Source organism: Methylophilales bacterium MBRSF5 (assembly GCA_001044335.1).
GTDB lineage: Bacteria > Pseudomonadota > Gammaproteobacteria > Burkholderiales > Methylophilaceae > BACL14.
The window spans coordinates 145656-167245 of record CP011001.1 but is presented as its reverse complement, the minus strand read 5'-3'; the positions used below and the strand labels follow the sequence as shown (position 1 = coordinate 167245).

The window sequence follows — 21590 nt, the reverse complement described above, 5'->3', positions numbered from 1 at the left end:
GAGGAACAATGCTAATTCCAGAATTAAACATCTGATTTAAAAAATATAAAAAAGTTCGAATAAGACTTTAAAAATAAAAAAAATAAGGTAGCATCATGATCCATGCAATTAGATTATTTAAAAGACCTTAACGAGAAACAGTCAGAAGCAGTTCAACTTCAAAATGAATCAGCTCTCATCTTAGCCGGCGCGGGCAGTGGTAAAACCAAAGTACTGACATCAAGAATTAGCTGGCTGATACACAACCAAATCGTTTCACCCAATGGTATTTTAGCCGTCACTTTTACCAATAAGGCGGCAAATGAAATGTTATCTAGAATCTCCACTCAACTAGGAATGAATCCTCGTGGGATGTGGGTGGGAACCTTTCATGGTTTATGTAACCGTTTTCTAAGATTGCATTACAAAGAGACGAATCTTCCTCAGACATTTCAAATCTTAGACAGCAGTGATCAGTTATCTGCCATTAAAAGATTATGCAAAATTTTACAAATTGATCCGGATAAGATTACCCCTAAAGAAATTCAATATCATATTAACGGATCAAAAGAAAATGGGATGCGTGCAAAAGATGTTAAAACCTATGATGCACACACTCAAAAAATTAATGAAATATACCTTGAATATGAAAAGCAATGCCAAAGAGAGGGTGTGGCCGATTTTGGTGAACTGCTCCTCCGATCGTATGAGCTCTTAATCAGCAATGAAACCTTGCGAACGCATTATCAGAACAGATTTAATTATATCCTTGTAGATGAATTCCAAGATACCAGCGAACTTCAATACAGATGGTTAAAATTATTAACAGGTAAAAATAATATTATTTTTGCTGTTGGTGATGACGATCAATCGATTTATGCATTTCGTGGTGCGAATGTAGGAAATATGCAATCTCTGCAACATGATTTCAACATAGAAAAAGTAATCAAACTGGAACAAAATTATCGCTCAAAAAATAATATATTAAGTGCGGCAAATGAAATTATAAAAAATAATGAAAAGAGATTAGGCAAAGACTTATGGACCGCCTCAGGGGATGGAGACCTTATTAAAGTCTTCAGAGCGCTGTCTGACTCTGATGAAGCCCAATATATTTTAGATGAAATCAAAATGTGGCATAGAAAAGGAAAGCTCTACCAAAATATTGCCATCTTATATAGAAGCAACGCTCAATCTAGAATCCTTGAACACAGCATGGTATCCAATAACATCCCCTACAGAGTGTATGGTGGGTTAAGATTTTTTGAGCGGGCAGAAGTAAAGCATGCTTTAGCCTACCTTCGTTTGATTGCCAACAAGCAAGATGATAATGCTTTTTTAAGAATTGTTAATTTTCCAAAAAGAGGAATCGGTAATCGATCTTTAGAGACGCTTCAAGACATCTCAAAAATAAATAATACAAGTTTGTGGGAAGCTGCTAAATCATCTTATAAAACTCCCACCTCAGAAAAAGGAATTTCTTATTTCATTGATTTAATTCGAAAAATAGAAGATGAGATTCAAGGCTTAACTCTTGCTGAATCAATGGATGTTGTTATTAATTTTAGTGGATTAAAAAATCACTACATGAATGACAAGGACGGGCAAGACAGAGTATCCAACCTGGAAGAGTTAGTGTCTGCAGCAACAACCTTCTCAGAAAATTTTAATGGGGAAGATAAAAATTTAGAGTTAACAGAATTCCTTAACTACACCTCCCTTGAAAGTGGAGAATTACAAGCCAAGGCAAATCAAGATGCCCTTCAATTAATGACAATTCACTCAGCCAAGGGCTTAGAGTTCGATATTGTTTTTATTACTGGGCTTGAAGAAGGCTTATGCCCTCATGAACAATGCTTAATCGAGGCAGATGGTTTGGAAGAGGAAAGAAGATTAATGTATGTCGCTGTAACCAGGGCCCGAGAAAATTTATACCTCACATATGCACAATCAAGACTGATGTATGGACAAACTCAATACAACCTATCCTCTAGATTTCTCGATGAAATTCCTGAGAATCTAATTAAAAAAATTAATGTCATAGAAAATCCTCAAATTAAACAATTTAACCAACCAAAACAAGTAACGCAAAGTTTCAGTCACTCAGAGTATCCATATAAGATTGGATCACAGGTTTTGCATAAAAAATTTGGTAATGGAGTTGTATTGTCCTACGAGGGATCATCAAATGATCTGCGTGTTCAGGTCCAGTTTGCTAATGCCGGAACAAAATGGCTTGCTCTTGAATTTGCTAAATTAGAAAAACTATAATTTAAATATCTGCTTATATCCAAGAAACTGAAAAATAAATAAAGCTGCAATATACAATGCAGTTAAACTAAAAATTATAATCGTAGATATTGCAATATATGCTGCTTGCGATAATCCAAAAAGTAATAAGAAGTTTTGAAAGATATATATTAATACTGCAAAAATAACAATCATCGAAACCCAAGTCAGCAAAAGGGGAATAATATATATTAAGATTGCTGCAATACTTGATTTTAAAGCTTTGAATATACCCTCACCCCTGTAAACAACTATCATTGGTGAAAACCAAGTCGCTGCAAATAGAGGTAACATGAATAAAAATAACTTTAATATTAATTTTAAAAAGACTGCTGCATCTAAAACACTGTCACCTGCATTCGCTTGTTCTACAATGCTTTGCATTTGTGGTGACAAAAATGTGGATATAACCAAGGCATAAAAGAAGGTAATTAGGCCAATCCTAAGCAGCTGTGGGATGCTTTTTTTTATCTGGCTATCAAGCTTAAAAATAGAAATTTTTTTATTATCAGAGCTTCGATAAAAGTTGATGATTTGGACCACCGCTACAGGCCATAAAATTATCACAATTGGGGATAAAAATTGAATTAGTGGTAGTGATGGTAGCACAAGAAAAATAAATAAATATGTGTATCCAATAACCAAGGAATGATTTTTAGTTTTTTTTAAAATCAGGAAAATATCTTTTAACCAAGATTGGGTTTGACGTATAGAGCTCAATTCAAATTCTGCCTTCTATTTTTTAAAATTTCAAAAAAGAATAATGGATCTTTCATCGTATTTAACTCAGCATCCTTAGCATTAAACTGATCTCTAAACCTTGAAATCAAGAATCTCATCGCCGCCAATCTGAGATATGAATTTAATGCATCATACTCATTGTTATTAATTTTTCTGACAGAATCGTAGGCTTCAATAAATAATTTTTTTCTTTTACCATCAATTATGCCATTGTGATCAATACACCAGTCGTTAATTACTATGGCAATATCATAGATAAAAAAATCATCACACGCATAGTAAAAATCTATAATTCCACCTAATCTGTCTTCCTCAAAGAGAACATTATCTCTAAATAAATCCGCATGAATCACTCCTCGAGGAAGGTCTTCAGGTATATTTTCCAGGAATGATAACTCATCACTAATCAGCTCTCTTTGGTCTGAAGAAATTTTATCAGCGAACATGGAAAAGGTATCTTTCATCCACTGCAAGCCTCTCTCATTTTTTTTTCGACTTTTAAACTTAAGTGAAATCAGATGCATTTCAGCAAAAGATTTTGCAAGCTGAATAAGTTGTTTATCGCTTATCTCTTCAAAAACTTTACCTGACAGTTTAGATATTAATGCGGCAGGCTTACCTTTTAAATCATGAATATAATTATCATTAATGTCCGATATGGGACTGGGACAAGAAAATCCATGAGATGATAGATGTTGCATGAAGTTGAAATAATAATCTAGATCGTCAAAATTCAGTTCTTCAAAAACAGTTAAGACCGCCTCGCAGTTGTCTGTATTGATGAAAAAGTTGCTATTTGTGACCCCGCCAGAAATACCTGTGTAGCTTTTTAAACTTCCAATATTGAATTTACTTATAAAATTTTCAACTTCGGACTGGCTAAGTGATGTATAAACCGCCATAAATAATTTTTAGAATTCGCCGATTACCCACATTGGCAATGAGATTGCTTTCCCTTCAGTATCTTCCCTCACCCAATCTCCATTTGGATCATGTTTTATCAAGTAATATGAAGGCATATTTTTTGGAGTGACTTTCATCATGTAAAGATTTCCATTCATTCTATACTCTTCGATATATTCATCTTTTTCTTCTCTAATGGTAATCTCCGGTTGATCGATGGATGGATCGTAGTCGTAGTTGCTTTCAGGTGGATCAAGCTCATCAGCTGCATTCGTAACTGTTGCGAATGGAAGAAACGCTACCAATAAAAGTGAAATGAAAATTTTTGTCATGCCTTTAATAATCCTTTAATTAATATTTCAATTATAAATGAATATTCAGGTTATTGCTTTTAAAAGAAAGATCATTATCTTTTCTGTAATAACAATTAAATATAAAATTTACTATCTCATCTGGATCGTCGCTCATTTTAAAAATGCTTAAATCTTCTTGATCAGCAAATTTTTCATGAATAATTTTATTTTGAAACCAATCTTGCAAGCCTTGCCAAAAATCTACGCCAACCAAAATAACTGGGACCTTCTTTGATTTATTGGTTTGAATTAAAGTAAGCACCTCAGAAAATTCATCGAGAGTCCCGAAGCCACCCGGTGCGACAACATACGCAAAAGCATATTTTACAAACATCACTTTTCGCATAAAAAAGTATTTGAAATTAATACTGATGTCTTGGTATGCATTTGGGTTTTGTTCTTTTGGGAGAATAATATTTAAACCGATACTTTTAGATTTTCCATTAAAAGCACCTTTACTTGCAGCTTCCATCAGACCAGGTCCACCGCCGGTAATAATATTAAATCCTGACTCTGATAATTTAAAAGCAATCTCCCCACTCAGCTTATAATATTTATCTGATGGTTTAGATCGCGCGCTTCCAAAAAAAGAAATTGCGGGTGTAATTCGATCCAAAGATTGGGTAGCACTCACATATTCAGATACAATTTCAAATGCGTGCCATGACTCATTGTCAAATTCATTTTGCATCAATAAATCTGATAAATTATTACTAGGATTTTTTTTTGATTCGGCCATAATAAATATATGAAAAAAATACTGCTTATCGATGGATCATCATACCTGTATAGAGCATATCATGCTCTTCCTGATTTAAGAAATCAAAATAATGAGCCCTCCGGTGTTATTTATGGTGTTCTGAATATGCTAAAAAAAACTATGGCAGAATATACTTCAGACTTCGTTGTTTGTGTCTTTGATGCCAAAGGTAAAACTTTCCGAAACGATATTTATTCTGACTACAAGGCAAACAGGCCTCATATGCCTGAAGATCTTGCTGTTCAAATTGAGCCCTTAAAAAAAGCCATTCACGCGCTTGGAATATCAATGTTATCCATTGAAGGAGTAGAGGCTGATGATGTCATTGGAACACTTGCGGAAGATGCAGCAAAACAAGATATGGAAGTCATTATCTCTACAGGTGACAAAGACCTTGCTCAACTTGTTAATGAGAATATTACTCTTGTTAACACGATGACTAATGAGGTTCTTGATGTTGAGGGTGTATTAAAAAAATTTGGAGTCCCTCCTAAACAAATTATTGATTATTTAACCCTCATAGGAGACAAGGCTGATAATATTCCGGGCGTTGACAAGGTGGGTCCAAAAACAGCGGTTAAATGGCTCAATGAATTCGGTGACCTTGACAACATCGTAGCCAACTCTGATCAAATTTCTGGAGCAGTCGGTGCCCACCTCAAGAGCGCACTTGACTGGCTCCCAACTGGCAAATCACTCATCACCATAAAAAAAGATGTGAAAATGAATGTCTTATTTGATAACTTTGTAAAAGCCGAACAAGACAAAAAAGAACTGCACAAAATTTACCAACACTACAACTTCAGCTCGTGGCTAAAGAAAGAGTTTGAAGATACTGATAATGAAGTCGCCAACACTTTTAACAGTGAAGTTCAAGCAGAATTTAATAAAGATAAAGATTATTCTATTCTGAATGCAGAAAGTGATCTTGATTATTGGATTACTCAAATCGAACAAAATAATCTCTGCATACTGGACACAGAAACAAACTCCCTGAATTTTATGGAAGCACGACTGGTTGGGATTTCTTTGGCTTATCAGGCAGGCAAGGCATGCTATATCCCCTTGCAACATCAAGACATGTCAATACCCCAGCTGCCGTTAAATTTAGTTTTAAATAAAATTAAATCAATTACTGAAAATGAAAATATAACCAAAGTTGGTCAGAACATTAAATACGACATGCATGTTTTAAAAAATTATGACATTGCCTTTAAAGGTCCAATTGAAGATACCATGATCATGAGTTATGTCATTGACAGCACTGAATCTCACGGCATGGACAAGCTTGCAAAAAAATATTTAGATCATGATTGTATTAGCTTTGAATCTGTTGTTGGAAAGGGTGTAAAGCAGCTCACCTTTGATCAAGTATCAATAGATGATGCATACCAATATGCGTCAGAAGATGCTGATGTCACATTGCAACTATACGAACACCTCAATAAAAAAATTATTGCTGATTCAAAATTAAATTACACCTATAAAGAAATTGAAATACCATCCCTGCTCACGCTTTTTTGTATTGAACGCAACGGAGTATTGATTTCTGAAAAAATCTTACATGACCAAAGCCAAGGTCTGGGTTTAAAAATTCTCAATCTCGAAAACGAAGCATACCAAATAGCCGAACAACCTTTCAATTTGTCATCGCCGAAACAGTTACGTGAGATTCTTTTTGACAAGATGAAAATAATTCCTACAAAAAAAACTCCAACTGGGACGCCGTCCACGAGTGAGGATGTGCTTGAGGAACTGTCACATGATCACGCACTGCCAAAAGTTATTTTAGAACACCGCAGTTTGAGCAAGCTAAAAAATACTTACACTGACAAGCTCCCTAAGATGGTCAATCTCAACACAAAAAGAATCCATACCAGCTACAATCAGGCCGTTGCAATCACTGGAAGATTAGCCAGCTCAGAACCTAATTTACAAAATATTCCAATTAAAACAAAAGAAGGCAGAAAGGTACGAGAAGCTTTCATTGCAAATACTGATAGTCAGATTGTCTCTTGTGATTATTCTCAAATTGAACTAAGAATTATGGCTCATTTATCTAAGGATCATGGACTTTTGGATGCCTTTAATCAAAATGAAGATATTCATAGATCTACGGCAAGTGCAATATTTAACACCAATGATGCATCGGTAAGCTCAGAACAAAGGCGGTTTGCCAAGGTCATTAATTTTGGTTTGATTTACGGAATGAGTGCCTTTGGATTATCTCAAACCCTTAATATTGATAGAAACTCTGCTAAAAACTTTATTGACCAATACTTTGAAAAATATCCTGGGGTTAAAAACTATATGGATCAAGGAAAGTTGGTTGCAAAAGAGCAAGGGTATGTTGAAACAGTCTTCGGCAGAAGATTATGGGTCCCATTAATCAATAGCTCCAATGGGATACAGCGAGCAGCTGCGGAAAGAGCAGCAATTAATGCTCCGATGCAGGGTACTGCAGCTGATTTAATCAAGATGGCAATGAACAATGTTCAGCAATGGATAGAAGATAATAAACTGAAAACCTTGATGGTCATGCAAGTGCATGACGAACTAGTTCTAGAAGTTCCAAATGCCGAGCTAGATATCATCAAAACAGAGATTCCAAAAATCATGTCAAATGTAGCTACGCTAGATGTTCCATTGATTGCCGATTTGGGATCAGGGATTAATTGGGAAGAGGCTCACTAGATGGAAGATAATGAAATACATTTAGTCATTATTGGCGACGAAATTCTTTCAGGTAAAAGAGAAGACAAACACTTCAAAAAAGCCTTAGATGTTACAAAACAAAATAACTATGTAATTAAAAGCGTCAACTACTTGCCCGATAGTGAGCATGAAATTCAATCAAAAATTAAAAATTTAAAAGATAAAATCGTCTTTTGTTTCGGAGGAATTGGAGCAACGCCAGATGATCACACAAGATCAAGCGCCGCCAAAGCTCACCAAAAAGCTCTTAAACGACATACTGATGCAGCAAAACTAATTGAGGATAAATTTGGTAAGGAAGCTTATCCTAAAAGAATTTTGATGGCTGAACTTCCAGATGGGTCTGAGTTAATCCCGAATGAAATCAATATGATTCCAGGTTTTTATATAAATAAAAATTTTTTTATGCCGGGGTTTCCTGAAATGGCATGGCCGATGATGGATTGGGTATTTAAAAATAAGCTTCCTCCATCCAATAAAATTCAATTCGATCGGTCAATTATCATTCCAGATATTGCAGAAAGTCTACTTATTGATTTAATGAACCAAATTGAAAATGATTTTCCTTTAGTAAAAATGTATAGTCTCCCCAAAATAACCCCTCAAAGACAAGTTGAATTTGGTATTAAAGGTGATAAAGAGCAAGTAATGAGTGCAATGGAAGTGGTAAAAAAATACGTAAAAGAATTAGGTTATCACTTTTAAAAATCACTGATTGCCTATAAAATAGGCAACTCATTTTATTCAAAAACTTAAAGATGCGAATAGGTCCATACACTTTAAAAAATAATATTGTTGTTGCTCCAATGGCTGGGGTTACAGACCGTCCATTTCGCCAGCTATGCAAAAAATATGGGGCTGGGATGGCAGTGAGTGAAATGGTTACCTCTAACTCGCTGCTTTATGGAAGCTCAAAAACTATCCGAAGAGCTAACCACGATGGTGAGGTTGAACCTATATCTGTACAAATTGCAGGAGCTGATCCCCAAATGATGGCTGAAGCTGCTCAGTACAATGCCGACAAGGGAGCTCAAATTATCGACATCAACATGGGCTGCCCAGCAAAAAAAATATGTAATGTCATGGCAGGTTCAGCACTTCTTCAGCATGAGGACCTCGTTAAAAGAATTTTAGAGGCGGTTGTCAAAGCCTCACCCATTCCCGTCACTTTGAAAATCAGAACGGGATGGGATAAACAAAACAAAAATGCGATTACCATTGCAAAAATTGCAGAAAATTCAGGTATTCAGGCTCTTGCGATTCATGGTCGAACCAGGGCGTGCCACTATACCGGAGATGCTGAATATGAAACAATTGCAGCTGTAAAAGATCAAATAAAAATTCCGGTAATTGCTAATGGTGATATCACTTCCCCCGAAAAAGCATTACATGTTCTAAAAAAGACATCTGCTGACGGAGTCATGATTGGTCGCGCCGCCCAAGGAAGACCTTGGATTTTCCGTGAAATTGACCACTACATTAAAACAGGTGAACACTTACCTCCTCCCTCTATTGACGAAGTTGAAAAAACAACCATCGAACACGTAACTGATCTCTATGATTTTTATGGAGAACACTCTGGTCTTAAAATCGCAAGAAAGCATATATCCTGGTACACCAAAGGGCTCAAGAATTCAGCTATGTTTCGAGCGAAAATGAATTTAATTAATGATAATCAAGAACAACTTAATTTCATAAAAGAATTTTTTGAAAGTCAAAAACAAATTTCCAACTTTATATCCTACGAAGACGTTCTGGAGCCAGCATAAAACATGGATCAGAACCTTCAAGATAAAATAGAAACACTATTAGATAAGTATTTTAAAGATCTTGACGGTGAAAATCCTAATGGTGTCTACGATATGGTTTTACATTCGGTTGAAAAACCACTTCTCATCTATATTATGAATTATGCTCAAGGTAATCAAACGAGAGCAGCAAAAATATTAGGCCTTAATCGTAATACATTAAGAAAAAAACTAGAATTCTACAATCTTAACTTTTAACTATGAGTAAAATAAAAACAGCATTAATAAGCGTATCAGATAAATCTGGCCTAGTTGAACTCGGAGCCGCTCTAAACTCATTTGGAATTAAAATTCTGTCCACTGGCGGAAGTGCTAAAACTTTAAAAGAAGCAGACATTGACGTCATTGAAGTTTCGGATCACACTGGTTTCCCAGAAATGCTTGATGGACGAGTAAAAACTCTAAATCCGATAATTCACGGGGGAATACTCGCAAAAAGAGAATCAGATGATCATATGCGCACACTCAAAGATCATAATATCGAGACTATCGATCTAGTTATCATCAACCTGTATCCATTCGTCAAAACAATCGAGAATCCAAACTCAACATACGAGGACGCCATTGAGAATATTGATATTGGTGGTCCAGCGATGATTCGTTCCTCGGCAAAAAATCACAAGGATGTCATAATAGTAACCAGCCCAGATGATTACCAGTCATTAATTGATGAGTTGAATAAAAATAATGGGGAAGTAAGTTTTGATTTAAAAAAAGAGTTTGCATTGAAAGCATTTGAACATACCTCAAACTATGATCAGGCAATATTTCAATACCTACAAAATGATAATAATGTTAGCGATAAATTTCCGCAAAATATTTCAATTCACCTCGAAAAGTCAATGGACATGAGATATGGTGAGAATCCACATCAACAGGCTGCTTTTTACAAGCATAAAACAAATTATGCAGGAGCGCTATCAAACTTTAATCAAATTCAAGGAAAAGAACTGTCCTTCAATAACTTAAATGATGCAGAAAATGCATGGGAGTGTGTAAAGAATATGTCTGCATCATCTTGCGTTATTGTCAAACATGCCAATCCTTGTGGTGTAGCAATGGCAGACAAGCCAAAAGAAGCATATCTTAGAGCTTTCATGACAGATCCAACGTCAGCCTTCGGAGGCATTATTGCTTTTAACTGTAGCGTTGATGGAGAAACGGCTGAGGAAATAAATAAACAATTTGCAGAAATAATCATTGCCCCAAGTTTTTCTGAGGATGCTCTTAACATCTTTGATTCTAAAAAAAATCTTAGGGTTTTAGAAATTCCTAATAAAGCGGGATCTGATAATTTCGATTTTAAAAAGATTGGAGGCGGTTTCTTAATTCAAACACCCGATCAAATTGATTTCGACATTAATACATGTGAAGTGGTGAGTGAATTAAAACCGAATCAAGACCAACTCAATGACATGAGCTTTGCTTGGCATGTGGCACAGTATGTGAAGTCAAATGCCATTATATTTTGTAAAGATAATATGACATTGGGAGTGGGTGCAGGACAAATGAGTCGTGTCGACAGTACTCGAATTGCCGCCATCAAAGCTGAGAACGCAAAACTTGATCTTACCAACAGCGTGGTAGCTTCTGATGCTTTTTTTCCATTTCGAGATGGCATTGATGTCCTAGCAAAATTTGGTGCCAAATGTGTCATTCAACCAGGCGGCAGTGTTCGCGATGATGAAGTGATCGAAGCTGCAAATGAACTTGGACTGGTAATGCTATTTACTAAAGTTCGTCATTTTAAACATTAAAGATATAAAAAAATGAAAGTTTTAATTATTGGAAGTGGTGGTAGAGAGCATGCACTCGCATGGAAAATGTCCCAAAGTGAGCATGTGACAAAAGTTTTTTTAGCTCCAGGAAACGGTGGTTCAGATTCTGAACCAAAAATTGAAAACATCGATATCACAAACCATGATGAATTAATTAAATTTGCTCAGAATAATTCTATTGAGCTCACTGTAGTAGGTCCTGAACAACCCTTATCAGAAGGTATAGTTGATAAATTTGAAGCCCGCCATCTGAAAATATTCGGCCCTTCACAGGAGGCGGCACAATTAGAGTCCTCAAAAAAATATGCAAAAGAATTTATGATCCGACATAGCATACCAACTGCATTCTATTCGTCTTTTAGCGATCCTCAGTTAGCACATCAGTATATTGACCAACAGCAAACTGTGCCTATTGTTATTAAAGCTGATGGTTTAGCAGCAGGTAAGGGTGTGATCATCGCAAATTCATTAGAGGAAGCTCATCAAACAGTAGACTTTATGTTGGAGGATAATAAGTTTGGGCATGCTGGATCCTCGATTGTTATTGAGGAATTTCTCCGAGGCGAGGAAGCCAGTTTTATTGTTATGAGCGATGGTGAAAATATTTTTCCTATGGCATCCAGTCAAGATCATAAAAGGCTTCTTGATAATGACCTTGGTCCAAATACTGGCGGAATGGGTGCTTATTCCCCCGCCCCAATTGTTACTCCTGAACTTCATGAAAAAATAATGCATGAAGTCATACATCCAACTATTTCTGGATTAAAAAAAGATGGAATTACCTTTAGAGGATTTCTGTATGCTGGCTTAATGATTGATGAGAATAATATTAAGGTATTGGAATTTAACTGCCGAATGGGTGACCCTGAAACACAACCTATTCTATTTAGAATGAAAAATGATCTTTACGAATTAATCAAGGATGCATGCGATGGACAGCTAAACAAACATCTCCCCTTATGGGAGGATGATTTTGCTTTAACTGTGGTATTAGCTGCTAAAAATTATCCTGACACTCCTGAAAAAGATAAGAAAATAATAAATTCTAATTTTAAAAGTCCAACACAGTATGTCTTTCATGCTGGAACAAAAAAAGCAAATGGTGATATTCTGACTAATGGAGGAAGGGTGCTCGGCTTGACTGGGAAAGGCATGAATCTTCAATTAGCATTTGATGAGGCTTATAAACTCACTGATATTGTTAACTTTGATGGCGTTCAATTTCGAACAGATATAGGAAAAAAGGCATTAAACTAATTTGCTTACACCTCGTATTCAAAGAAAAGTACTCACAGGAAAAATTTTAATTCACCCAACTGAATCCTGCTTTGGTCTTGGCTGTCATCCAAAAAATATTAATGCGCTTAAGAAAATACTCATCATAAAAAAAAGATCTAAGAATAAATCTTTTTTACTGATATCAGATAAAGTGCAAAAATTTTTTCGATACGTATCTCTTTCTGAAAAAAATTTGCAACATATTTCTGACTGGCCAAAACATACTTCCTATTTATTTAAAAAAAATCCAAGTAGTCCAATGTTACTCTCTCCCAAAAAGGAAAAGATTGGGTGTCGTATTCCAGATCATAAAAAAATAAAAAGAACTTTAGAAAATTTAAATTTTCCTATTACATCAACCAGTGCAAACTTTTCTGGCCAGATAAGTTTGAAGTTTTGGAGACATTGTTGCAGAAAGTTTTCTAGCAAATCTTGTATCATAATGAATGAAAGGGTAGGAAATTACAAAAGACCCTCAACAATTATTGATTTTGAAAGCAAAAAAATAATTAGGAAATAATATTGGTTAACAAAGAATTAGTGAATGATAAGTTTCAATTGCTCCAACATAAGATTATTGAAACAATCGAAATGACAGAATCTAAAACCTTTCTTCATGACTCATGGCAGAGGCCTGAAGGTGGTGGAGGCAATACATGCATTCTTGAAAATGGAGAGGTTTTTGAAAGAGCAGGAATTGGATTTTCCCATGTTCATGGCTCTCAACTTCCTCAATCCGCCACTGATGCTCATCCTGAGATAGTTAATCGAAAATGGGAAGCAATGGGCGTTTCCCTTGTTTTCCATCCTTTTAACCCTTTTATTCCTACAGTACATTTAAATGTTCGTTTTTTTGTTGCATCAAAAGAGGGTCATGATGATATTTGGTGGTTTGGTGGTGGTATGGACTTAACACCGTATTACCCATTTGAAGAGGACGTGATTCATTTTCATCAAACTTTAAAAGATGGATTAGATAAATTTGATACTAGTCTTTATGCTGATTATAAAAATCAATGTGACGACTACTTTTTTTTAAAACATAGAAATGAGCCCAGAGGAGTGGGTGGAATATTCTTTGATGATTTAAACAAATTTGGTTTTGCAGATACCTCAAAATTTGTTTTTTCGATCGGTGATTTATTTTTAAATGCTTATATGCCAATTGTTCAAAAAAGAAAAAAAGAAAAATTCACGGAACATCATAAAAATTTTCAGTATTACCGAAGAGGTAGGTATGTTGAGTTTAATCTTCTCCAAGATCGTGGAACATTGTTTGGCATTCAATCTAAAGGAAGAACCGAATCTATACTTATGTCTATGCCACCGAAAGTTAACTGGAGTTATGATTGGACTCCTGAGAAAGGTAGTGCGGAAGAAAAACTTTATAAAAAATTTTTAGTTAAAAAAGATTGGTTAGAAAATGTTTGAGCGGCTATTTAGGAAAAAAAGTATCAATGCTGGTGCAAGCGGTCTAAAAAGATGTCTCTCCACCTTTGACCTTACTCTGTTAGGAATAGGCTGTATTATTGGAACTGGTATCTTTGTTCTAACAGGTATTGCAGCAGCCAATCTTGCTGGCCCTGCGGTAGTTTTATCATTTGTTATTTCAGGCCTGGCCTGTACCTTCGCAGCTCTGTCTTATGCCGAACTTTCCTCATCCGTAGGTGGGTGTGGAAGTGCTTACGGCTATGCTTACGTTACTTTTGGTGAGCTTATTGCATGGATGATTGGTTGGATTTTATTGCTGGAGTATGGAATGTCAATCGCTGCAGTAGCCAATGGTTGGTCAGGTTATTTTCAGAGCGCGTTGGTCTCAATTGGGCTAGAAATTCCTGAAGCATTATCCAAAGGCCCAAGCCAGGGAGGGTTAATTAACTTACCGGCTTCATTAATCATAATCCTAATTATGATTTTGCTCATCATCGGTGTTAAAGAAAGTGTTAAATTTAATGCCCTTATGGTTCTTGTAAAATTAATAGCCATATTCACTTTTATATTTGTTGCTGCTTTTAATGTTGATATTACTAATTGGCAACCCTTCATGCCTTATGGATGGTTTGAAAAGTTAGATAATGGCAACACGATTGGTGTCCTAGCAGGAGCATCCATTGTCTTTTTTGCTTACGTTGGTTTTGATGCGGTGTCAACAGCAGGAGATGAGGCTATTAATCCTCAACGCGACCTCCCACGAGGAATTATTTATTCATTAATTTTTTGTACCATCATCTATATTATTGTTTCAGCTTTATTGACAGGCGTTGTGAATTACCAGGAGTTGGATACATCCTCCCCTGTCGCTTATGCTTTAATGAAAATCGGATTCAAAGGGGCGTCGGCTCTTGTTGCTACTGGAGTCATATCCGGACTTACGACGGTCATCCTGGTGTTATTTTATGCTTTGACCAGGATTCTTCTGGCTATTAGTAATGATCAATTAATTTCTAAAAAATTATCTTTGATCAATAATAAAACTAAAACGCCAGTTCGTATAATTTTAATCACAGGGGTCTTGATATCAATAGTTGCAGGATTGATTCCCCTCGGTGACTTAGCTGAAATTGTTAACATCGGCACATTAACCGCATTTATTTTTGTTTGTATCGGTGTGATCAGAATAAGAAGCCAAAACATTATCAAATCACAAAAGGTTTTCAAAAATAAATATCACCCTTTGATTCCTTTATTGGGAGTTCTATCATGCTCTTCTCTCATCTTTTTTCTTCCAACAGACACATGGTTAAAATTTATTGTTTGGAATCTAATTGGTTTGGTAATCTACTTTATGTACGGTTTTAAGAACAGCAAATTAAATTGATAAGATCCAAGTAACTATTTTTTCAATATCTTTTTCTTTTAATTTTGGGTGTGGTGGCATCGGCACATTTCCCCAGTTACCCTTTCCCCCATTTTTTATTTTTTTTACAAGCATGGACTTAGCCGTTTTATCTTGCTTATATTTTTTTGCGACATCCTGATAGGAAGGACCTAAAACTTTAGTTTTTACTGAATGGCAAGCTAGACAGCCACTCTCTTGAGCTAACTGCTTTCCTGTTTCGTCGGCAGATGAATATGAGTAAATAAATACTAGGGAAAATAGTAGGAATATTTTTTTCATTAAATCTTTGTCAAAATAATTAAGGTTAAGTTCCAACAGGATTTAATAGTTTTATTAAGTTTTAATACTCTTGGACTGCAATCTCTGAACCAATAGTATGTGATTTTCCAGGGTATATGACAACATTATTTTCTAAGGCATTAACTGCTTCAACACAAACCATTCTTCGCCATTCACCCTCAGCTCCCATGTCACCCATTTTTTTTGCCTTATTATCTCCTGGTGTCCATATTACTGTGGAATTACTATTAGATTTTTTGACGGTAATCACTCTATTAAATTTTTCATCCTCGATGAAGCAGTCGTTACTGTTATTCAAATAGACTTTATCAAATTCAGATCCACTAAAAGTAATGACGTCCCCTTCTATATCTTTTTTAAAATTATTTACCTTGTCTGTTAGGACCGCACTTTCTAAACCTTTTATTTTAATATTTTCGATATCAGAGATATAAAAATAAGTATGAAAGCCCTCAGAGATTACAAACGGAAAGCTTGCGTTATTGGTTGTCGTAAGATTCGTACTTAAACTTTCACCAATAATAATAATTAGCTCTAAAGAAAAGTCATAAGATAATTGCTTTTTTACTTCTTGAGTGGGCACCATTCTTAATAACAGTTTTGTTGCTCCATTTCTTAAATCTTCTGATTTAACTAACTCCCAAGGAATGACTCTTGCAAATCCATGTATGCAATAACTGTTATCGGTGGGGTGCTGTCCAAACCAAGGCCAAATAATGGGTACTCCCCCCCTGATTGACCTTCCTTTTTCAAATCGTGCATCGGTTGAGAGCCACAGAACATCCTCCGTTGTTGACTTAGGTCGCCACCAAGAGACATGTGCCCCCTGAAGAGAGACAGTCGCTTCTGCAAGTGGATTGTCAATTTTAAGATATTGCAATCCATTACTTTCTTCAATTTTTAAGTATTTTGATGTCATTTTATGATGATTTAATTTGATTAATATCTCGAACTGCGCCCTTGGCCGCACTAGTTGCCATGAGTGCATATGCTTCTAGTGCTTTTGATATTTTTCTTTCTCTTGGTTGAGGTTTCCATGCTTGGGCGCCTCTACCTTCCATACGAAGTCTTCTTTTTTGAAGCTCATCATCAGATAAAGAAACATTGATGCTCCTGTTAGGAATATCAATCACGATCTCATCCCCCTCTTCAACCAAACCTATTTCTCCACCTTCAGCAGCTTCAGGAGAAACGTGCCCAATACTCAGACCTGATGTGCCTCCAGAAAATCTACCATCTGTCAAAAGAGCACATGATTTGCCAAGACCTTTGGATTTTAGATATGAGGTTGGGTATAACATTTCTTGCATGCCCGGACCCCCTTTGGGTCCCTCATAAGTGATGAGAACAATATCTCCCTCTTTGATTTGATCACCAAGGATTGCATTAATCGACGCTTCTTGAGACTCAAAAAGCCTTACTCTGCCAGTAAATTTTAAAATATCTTCATCTACACCGGCAGTTTTAACAATACAGCCCTCTTTCGCAATATTCCCATATAAAACAGCTAATCCACCATCCTGGGAATAAGCATTTTTAATATTTCTTATACACCCCCTTTGCCGATCATTATCCAATGTTGGCCACAATTTATTTTGTGAAAAGGCCTCAGTTGTTCTAACACCTCCGGGAGCTGCTCGAAAAAAATTTTTAATATTTTCATCCTCTGTTGTCACTATGTCATATGTCTGAATAGCCTCTCCCATAGTTTTTGAATGAACAGTTGGTACATCTCGATGAATGAGGTCACCCCTATTGAGCTCAGCTAAAATTCCAAAAACTCCCCCAGCCCTATGGACATCTTCCATATGATATTTTTGAGTTGCCGGAGATACCTTTGCAACACATGGGGTCTTTCTTGAAATCTGATCAATATCACTCATAGTGAAATCTACTTCAGCTTCTTTTGCAGCTGCTAGCAGATGAAGAACGGTATTGGTCGAACCGCCCATTGCCACATCAAGTTTCATTGCATTCTCAAATGCTTTTTTTGATCCAATTGATCTTGGTAAAACAGAGTTATCGTTGTCCTCATAGTAACTTTTAGTGATCTTAACAATTCTTTTACCCGCCTCAAGGAATAAATTTTTTCTGGCTTCATGAGTTGCAAGCGTTGAGCCATTACCAGGTAAACTTAATCCAAGCGCTTCTGTTAAACAGTTCATTGAATTGGCAGTAAACATTCCTGAACAGGAGCCACATGTTGGGCAAGAGGATCTTTCTAAACTTTCTAGTTGAGATTCTGAAACATTATTATCTCCAGAAGCAATCATTGGACTCACTAAATCAACTTTAACTTCTTCGATATTCCACTTAACTTTTCCAGCCTCCATTGGGCCGCCTGATACAAAAATTGTTGGGATATTTATTCGCATCGCAGCCATAAGCATTCCGGGAGTTATTTTGTCACAATTTGAAATACACACCATCGCATCTGCACAATGGGCATTGACCATATACTCAACTGAGTCTGCTATGAGATCTCTGCTAGGCAGACTATAGAGCATGCCATCATGTCCCATCGCAATACCATCATCAACTGCAATGGTATTAAATTCCTTGGCTACACCACCATTTTTTTCAATTTCACTGGCAACCAGCTGGCCTAGGTCTTTTAGATGTACATGGCCTGGTACAAACTGAGTAAAAGAATTAACCACTGCAATGATAGGTTTTTCAAAATCGTCATCACCCATTCCCGTTGCTCTCCAAAGGGCTCTAGCTCCAGCTTGGTTCCTACCATGTGTTGTAGTATGTGATCTATATTTTGGCATTATGCTTCCTTAAAAAAACATTATAATATGACGATGGTTAACTACCCAGAAATAAATCCTATAGCTGTGGATCTAGGAATAATCAAAGTCCACTGGTACGGTTTAATGTATTTCTTTGCCTTTATTTTATTCATCCAGCTTGGAAAATATAAAATCATAAATCATCCAAACCCAAGCAATTTAAATGAGAAAATCCTTGACGATTTATTCTTCTATGGCGCGCTGGGCGTCGTTCTAGGTGGACGTCTGGGATACGTTTTATTTTATCAACCAGGGTATTTTTTTTCAAACCCATTTGAGATTTTTGCAGTGTGGCAGGGTGGTATGTCCTTTCACGGAGGTTTATTGGGCGTTATTGGTGCATTAATCTTCATTGCAATTCGATATGAAAAAAAATGGTTAGAGTTGACTGATTTTGTAGCTCCCCTTGTTCCACTGGGTTTGGGTTTAGGAAGATTAGGAAACTTCATTAATCAAGAACTGTGGGGTCGCCCAACAGATATCGCATGGGCAATGATCTTTCCCAACGTAGATAGCATTCCTAGACACCCCTCTCAGTTGTATCAGTTTTTCCTTGAAGGTATATTACTCTTCTTTATACTTTGGACACTGTCTAGAAAACAAAGAAAGATTGGCTATATTTCTGGATTATTTTTGATTTTATATGGTTTCTTTAGGATTGCTGCTGAATTCTTTAGAGAGCCTGATTCTCATATTGGTTTACTTATGAATTTCTTCAGTTTTGGGCAAATACTCTGTATTCCAATGGTGCTTGTCGGTATTTATCTCATTAAACCTAGCAACAACGATTAATCTTATTCCATTTTTTTTCAATTTGATGGATATAAAATTCTTTTTGGGTCATTAGTTTATGGGATGCGTGCCTGCTCTGAGCATCTTTGAGGTATCTTTGGTAATGATTCTCCCCAGCCAATTCTTTCACGAAGTAAAAAATATTCTTAAATAGTTTTTTCACTATGTTTTTTCCAAAAAATAAGTTTGAAAACATCAAACACCACAATCCACAAAATGACCACTAATATGGAAACAATCACCACATTAAGATGAAGATTAAAAGACAGTTGTTGCAATACATTAATATCAATATTTGTAGAATTACTCATGATTTGATTATCTATATTTTTTGCTGCAGATAAAAACCCAACTCTTACATCGCTACTAAAAATCTTCTCAAAGGCTGCCGTCGTTGTGATCACTAACAACCATATGAGCGGAATCCCAGTAATTAAGGCAAAAATTTTATTTCTATATTTAAGGATCATGGCAGTGACCACACATAATGCTATCGCAGCCAGCATTTGATTTGCGATCCCAAATAAAGGCCATAAAATATTCACCCCACCATTAGGATCAATCACACCAATATACAAAAAATAGCCCCAGCATAAAACAACAAATGAACTTGTTAAGATATTCGAAGTAACTGATGAATGGTTGCCAAGGGGTTTGTAGTAGTTTCCTAAGATGTCTTGTAACATAAAGCGCCCAACACGTGTTCCAGCATCTAAAGTGGTTAGAATAAAAACGGCTTCAAACATGATGGCAAAGTGATACCACATGGCTAATAAATGTTTACCAAAGGCCTCAGCAAAAATAGTCGCCATACCGACAGCCAGAGATGGTGCTCCACCCGTTCGAGCAAATAAGGTACTTTCCCCAACATCGTCAGCTAATTGTTGCATTTGCTCCAGCGTCACACTAAAGCCCCAGCTGTTAATCGTTTCAATCGTTTCTACGACTGTTACACCAACAATTCCTGGAGGGCTGTTAATTGCAAAATAAACACCAGGCTCTAAAACACAGGCTGCGACAATAGCCATAATAGCCACAAAACTCTCAAGCAACATGCCACCATAACCAATCATGGGAATATATTTTTCATTTGTGATAAGTTTTGGTGTTGTGCCTGATGAAATTAGAGCATGAAAACCTGAAATCGCACCACAGGCAATCGTAATAAAAACAAATGGAAAGAGCGAACCACCAAAAATTGGTCCCGAACCATCAACAAACTGTGTAACGGCTGGCATATTTATTTCAGGTCTTATGATAACAATAGATATGGCAAGAAAAATAACTGTGCCTAATTTTACAAATGTCGACAGGTAATCTCTGGGTGCAAGAAGAAGCCAGACAGGAAGGACGGCTGCACAAAAACCGTAGATAATGACTGCGTAGGCAAGCGTTAAACCATCATGATCAAAAAGGCTTCTGAGTGATTCAGATTGATCAATCTCCCCTCCGTAATAAACTGCGCATAAGAGAAGAAAAATTCCTATGCCCGTTGCTTCTAGGACTCGGCCTGGTCGAATATTTTTTAAATAAAGTCCGATAAGAATGGCAATCGGGATGGTGGCAGCTACTGTAGATGTCGCCCATGGACTATGCTTCATTGCGTTGACCACAACCAAACCAAGCACAGCAATAAGAATTATCATAATCACAAAGGTACCCAACTGAGATGCTATTCCAGCTAGTTTGCTTAACTCATCCCGCGCCATTTGCCCTAGACTTTTTCCATTCTTTCTAATTGAGAAGAATAATACGGACATGTCCTGAACAGCTCCGCCGAGGACACCACCAACCAAAATCCAAATTGTTCCAGGCAGATAACCGAATTGTGCAGCCAGAGTTGGTCCGACTAAGGGTCCTGGACCTGCAATTGCAGCAAAATGGTGGCCAAAGACAATCCATTTGTCGGTGGGGATGAAATCCTTACCATCATTATTTCTAACTGAGGGTGTAACTTTACTAGAATCTAGCACAAGAGCTTTCGCGGCGATCCATGCAGCATAAAATCGATACGCGATGAGATAAATACAAACAGCGGCAACAATAAACCAGATTGCATTGATCGATTCATCACGAGCCAAAGCAATAAAAGAGAAGGCAATAGCTCCGGCAATACTTATTAGAAACCAAATTATTTTTTTCATTTAAAAACTTATAGACATATTTTTTAAATCATCATCCACTATCATTTCTGAAGATTTATTATATAGCTTTAAACCTACATGCAAAGTCACAAATGCATCTAAAATATCATCATCAT

General features: G+C 36.4%; 20 protein-coding genes. 11 read left to right on the top strand and 9 right to left on the bottom strand.

Features of this window, described 5'->3' with window-relative positions:
• The first annotated feature begins 102 nt into the window (after positions 1–102).
• Complete coding sequence (locus UZ34_00990; protein ID AKO64056.1) at positions 103–2250, top strand: DNA helicase; 2148 nt, start codon at positions 103–105, stop codon at positions 2248–2250.
• Here the strand turns inward: UZ34_00990 and UZ34_00985 are convergent.
• From UZ34_00985 to UZ34_00970, 4 genes are read right to left on the bottom strand one after another with little or no spacing between them, the layout of a single operon-like run.
• A complete protein-coding gene (locus UZ34_00985) occupies positions 2245–2988 on the bottom strand; it encodes a hypothetical protein (protein ID AKO64055.1) in 744 nt (247 codons plus the stop codon). The genes UZ34_00990 and UZ34_00985 overlap by 6 nt on opposite strands.
• Positions 2985–3911: a hypothetical protein gene (locus tag UZ34_00980; GenBank protein ID AKO64054.1), complete on the bottom strand. Its 927-nt coding sequence runs from the start codon at positions 3909–3911 to the stop codon at positions 2985–2987. The genes UZ34_00985 and UZ34_00980 overlap by 4 nt, the downstream gene beginning before the upstream one ends.
• Positions 3912–3920: 9 nt before the next feature.
• Positions 3921–4244 carry a hypothetical protein gene (locus UZ34_00975; protein AKO64053.1) on the bottom strand — a complete coding sequence of 108 codons (324 nt, stop codon included), beginning with the start codon at positions 4242–4244 and terminating at the stop codon, positions 3921–3923.
• Positions 4245–4275: 31 nt separating this feature from the next.
• A complete protein-coding gene (locus UZ34_00970; GenBank protein AKO64052.1) occupies positions 4276–5004 on the bottom strand; it encodes a decarboxylase in 729 nt (242 codons plus the stop codon).
• Between the two features lie 9 nt (positions 5005–5013).
• Here UZ34_00970 and UZ34_00965 point away from each other — a divergent pair, with 9 nt between their 5' ends.
• Genes UZ34_00965 through UZ34_00925 form a run of 9 tightly spaced genes read left to right on the top strand, consistent with a single transcriptional unit; the run spans position 5014 to position 15422 of the window.
• Entirely contained in the window at positions 5014–7719 is a 2706-nt protein-coding gene (locus UZ34_00965) for a DNA polymerase I (protein ID AKO64051.1), read from the top strand.
• Positions 7720–8445 carry a hypothetical protein gene (locus UZ34_00960; protein AKO64050.1) on the top strand — a complete coding sequence of 242 codons (726 nt, stop codon included), beginning with the start codon at positions 7720–7722 and terminating at the stop codon, positions 8443–8445.
• Positions 8446–8498: 53 nt separating this feature from the next.
• Positions 8499–9509, top strand: coding sequence for a tRNA-dihydrouridine synthase B (locus UZ34_00955; protein ID AKO64049.1), 1011 nt, complete (start codon positions 8499–8501; stop codon positions 9507–9509).
• A gap of 27 nt (positions 9510–9536) precedes the next feature.
• Positions 9537–9746, top strand: a complete 210-nt coding sequence (locus UZ34_00950) for a Fis family transcriptional regulator (protein ID AKO65120.1) — start codon at positions 9537–9539, stop codon at positions 9744–9746.
• Between the two features lie 2 nt (positions 9747–9748).
• The gene (gene purH / locus UZ34_00945; protein ID AKO64048.1) at positions 9749–11305 is read left to right on the top strand and encodes a phosphoribosylaminoimidazolecarboxamide formyltransferase; all 1557 of its coding nucleotides are present in this window, start codon (positions 9749–9751) and stop codon (positions 11303–11305) included.
• A 12-nt stretch (positions 11306–11317) separates the two neighbouring features.
• The gene (locus UZ34_00940; GenBank protein AKO64047.1) at positions 11318–12583 is read left to right on the top strand and encodes a phosphoribosylamine--glycine ligase; all 1266 of its coding nucleotides are present in this window, start codon (positions 11318–11320) and stop codon (positions 12581–12583) included.
• 1 nt (position 12584) lies between these two features.
• Positions 12585–13124 (top strand): hypothetical protein, encoded by a 540-nt coding sequence (locus UZ34_00935; GenBank protein AKO64046.1) that lies wholly within the window; start codon positions 12585–12587, stop codon positions 13122–13124.
• Positions 13125–13126: 2 nt separating this feature from the next.
• Positions 13127–14035 carry a coproporphyrinogen III oxidase gene (locus tag UZ34_00930; protein ID AKO64045.1) on the top strand — a complete coding sequence of 303 codons (909 nt, stop codon included), beginning with the start codon at positions 13127–13129 and terminating at the stop codon, positions 14033–14035.
• Positions 14028–15422, top strand: a complete 1395-nt coding sequence (locus UZ34_00925; protein AKO64044.1) for an amino acid permease — start codon at positions 14028–14030, stop codon at positions 15420–15422. The genes UZ34_00930 and UZ34_00925 overlap by 8 nt, the downstream gene beginning before the upstream one ends.
• On the opposite strand, the gene UZ34_00920 is transcribed toward UZ34_00925, so the two are convergent.
• From UZ34_00920 to UZ34_00910, 3 genes are all read right to left on the bottom strand, one after another.
• A complete protein-coding gene (locus tag UZ34_00920) occupies positions 15414–15722 on the bottom strand; it encodes a hypothetical protein (protein AKO65119.1) in 309 nt (102 codons plus the stop codon). The genes UZ34_00925 and UZ34_00920 overlap by 9 nt on opposite strands.
• A gap of 61 nt (positions 15723–15783) precedes the next feature.
• Complete coding sequence (locus UZ34_00915) at positions 15784–16689, bottom strand: aldose epimerase (protein ID AKO65118.1); 906 nt, start codon at positions 16687–16689, stop codon at positions 15784–15786.
• Entirely contained in the window at positions 16664–18517 is a 1854-nt protein-coding gene (locus tag UZ34_00910) for a dihydroxy-acid dehydratase (protein AKO64043.1), read from the bottom strand. Before UZ34_00910 ends, UZ34_00915 begins: the two co-directional genes overlap by 26 nt.
• A 33-nt stretch (positions 18518–18550) precedes the next feature.
• On the opposite strand from UZ34_00910, the gene UZ34_00905 reads away from it, so the two are divergent.
• On the top strand, positions 18551–19330 hold the full coding sequence (locus UZ34_00905) for a diacylglyceryl transferase (GenBank protein AKO64042.1): 780 nt from the start codon (positions 18551–18553) through the stop codon (positions 19328–19330).
• On the opposite strand, the gene UZ34_00900 is transcribed toward UZ34_00905, so the two are convergent.
• Together UZ34_00900 and UZ34_00895 are read right to left on the bottom strand one after the other, a co-directional pair.
• Positions 19314–19493 carry a hypothetical protein gene (locus UZ34_00900; GenBank protein ID AKO64041.1) on the bottom strand — a complete coding sequence of 60 codons (180 nt, stop codon included), beginning with the start codon at positions 19491–19493 and terminating at the stop codon, positions 19314–19316. The genes UZ34_00905 and UZ34_00900 overlap by 17 nt on opposite strands.
• On the bottom strand, positions 19477–21474 hold the full coding sequence (locus UZ34_00895; GenBank protein AKO64040.1) for a carbon starvation protein A: 1998 nt from the start codon (positions 21472–21474) through the stop codon (positions 19477–19479). The genes UZ34_00900 and UZ34_00895 overlap by 17 nt, the downstream gene beginning before the upstream one ends.
• Between the last annotated feature and the right edge of the window lie 116 nt (positions 21475–21590).

Coding starts and splice junctions, on each gene's coding strand:
- UZ34_00920 (AKO65119.1), bottom strand. CDS start 15,722: ATGAAAAAAATATTCCTACTATTTTCCCTAGTATTTATTTACTCATAT.
- UZ34_00980 (AKO64054.1), bottom strand. CDS start 3,911: ATGGCGGTTTATACATCACTTAGCCAGTCCGAAGTTGAAAATTTTATA.
- UZ34_00955 (AKO64049.1), top strand. CDS start 8,499: ATGCGAATAGGTCCATACACTTTAAAAAATAATATTGTTGTTGCTCCA.
- UZ34_00965 (AKO64051.1), top strand. CDS start 5,014: ATGAAAAAAATACTGCTTATCGATGGATCATCATACCTGTATAGAGCA.
- UZ34_00940 (AKO64047.1), top strand. CDS start 11,318: ATGAAAGTTTTAATTATTGGAAGTGGTGGTAGAGAGCATGCACTCGCA.
- UZ34_00990 (AKO64056.1), top strand. CDS start 103: ATGCAATTAGATTATTTAAAAGACCTTAACGAGAAACAGTCAGAAGCA.
- UZ34_00895 (AKO64040.1), bottom strand. CDS start 21,474: ATGAAAAAAATAATTTGGTTTCTAATAAGTATTGCCGGAGCTATTGCC.
- UZ34_00925 (AKO64044.1), top strand. CDS start 14,028: ATGTTTGAGCGGCTATTTAGGAAAAAAAGTATCAATGCTGGTGCAAGC.
- UZ34_00960 (AKO64050.1), top strand. CDS start 7,720: ATGGAAGATAATGAAATACATTTAGTCATTATTGGCGACGAAATTCTT.
- UZ34_00975 (AKO64053.1), bottom strand. CDS start 4,244: ATGACAAAAATTTTCATTTCACTTTTATTGGTAGCGTTTCTTCCATTC.
- UZ34_00970 (AKO64052.1), bottom strand. CDS start 5,004: ATGGCCGAATCAAAAAAAAATCCTAGTAATAATTTATCAGATTTATTG.
- UZ34_00910 (AKO64043.1), bottom strand. CDS start 18,517: ATGCCAAAATATAGATCACATACTACAACACATGGTAGGAACCAAGCT.
- purH (AKO64048.1), top strand. CDS start 9,749: ATGAGTAAAATAAAAACAGCATTAATAAGCGTATCAGATAAATCTGGC.
- UZ34_00905 (AKO64042.1), top strand. CDS start 18,551: ATGGTTAACTACCCAGAAATAAATCCTATAGCTGTGGATCTAGGAATA.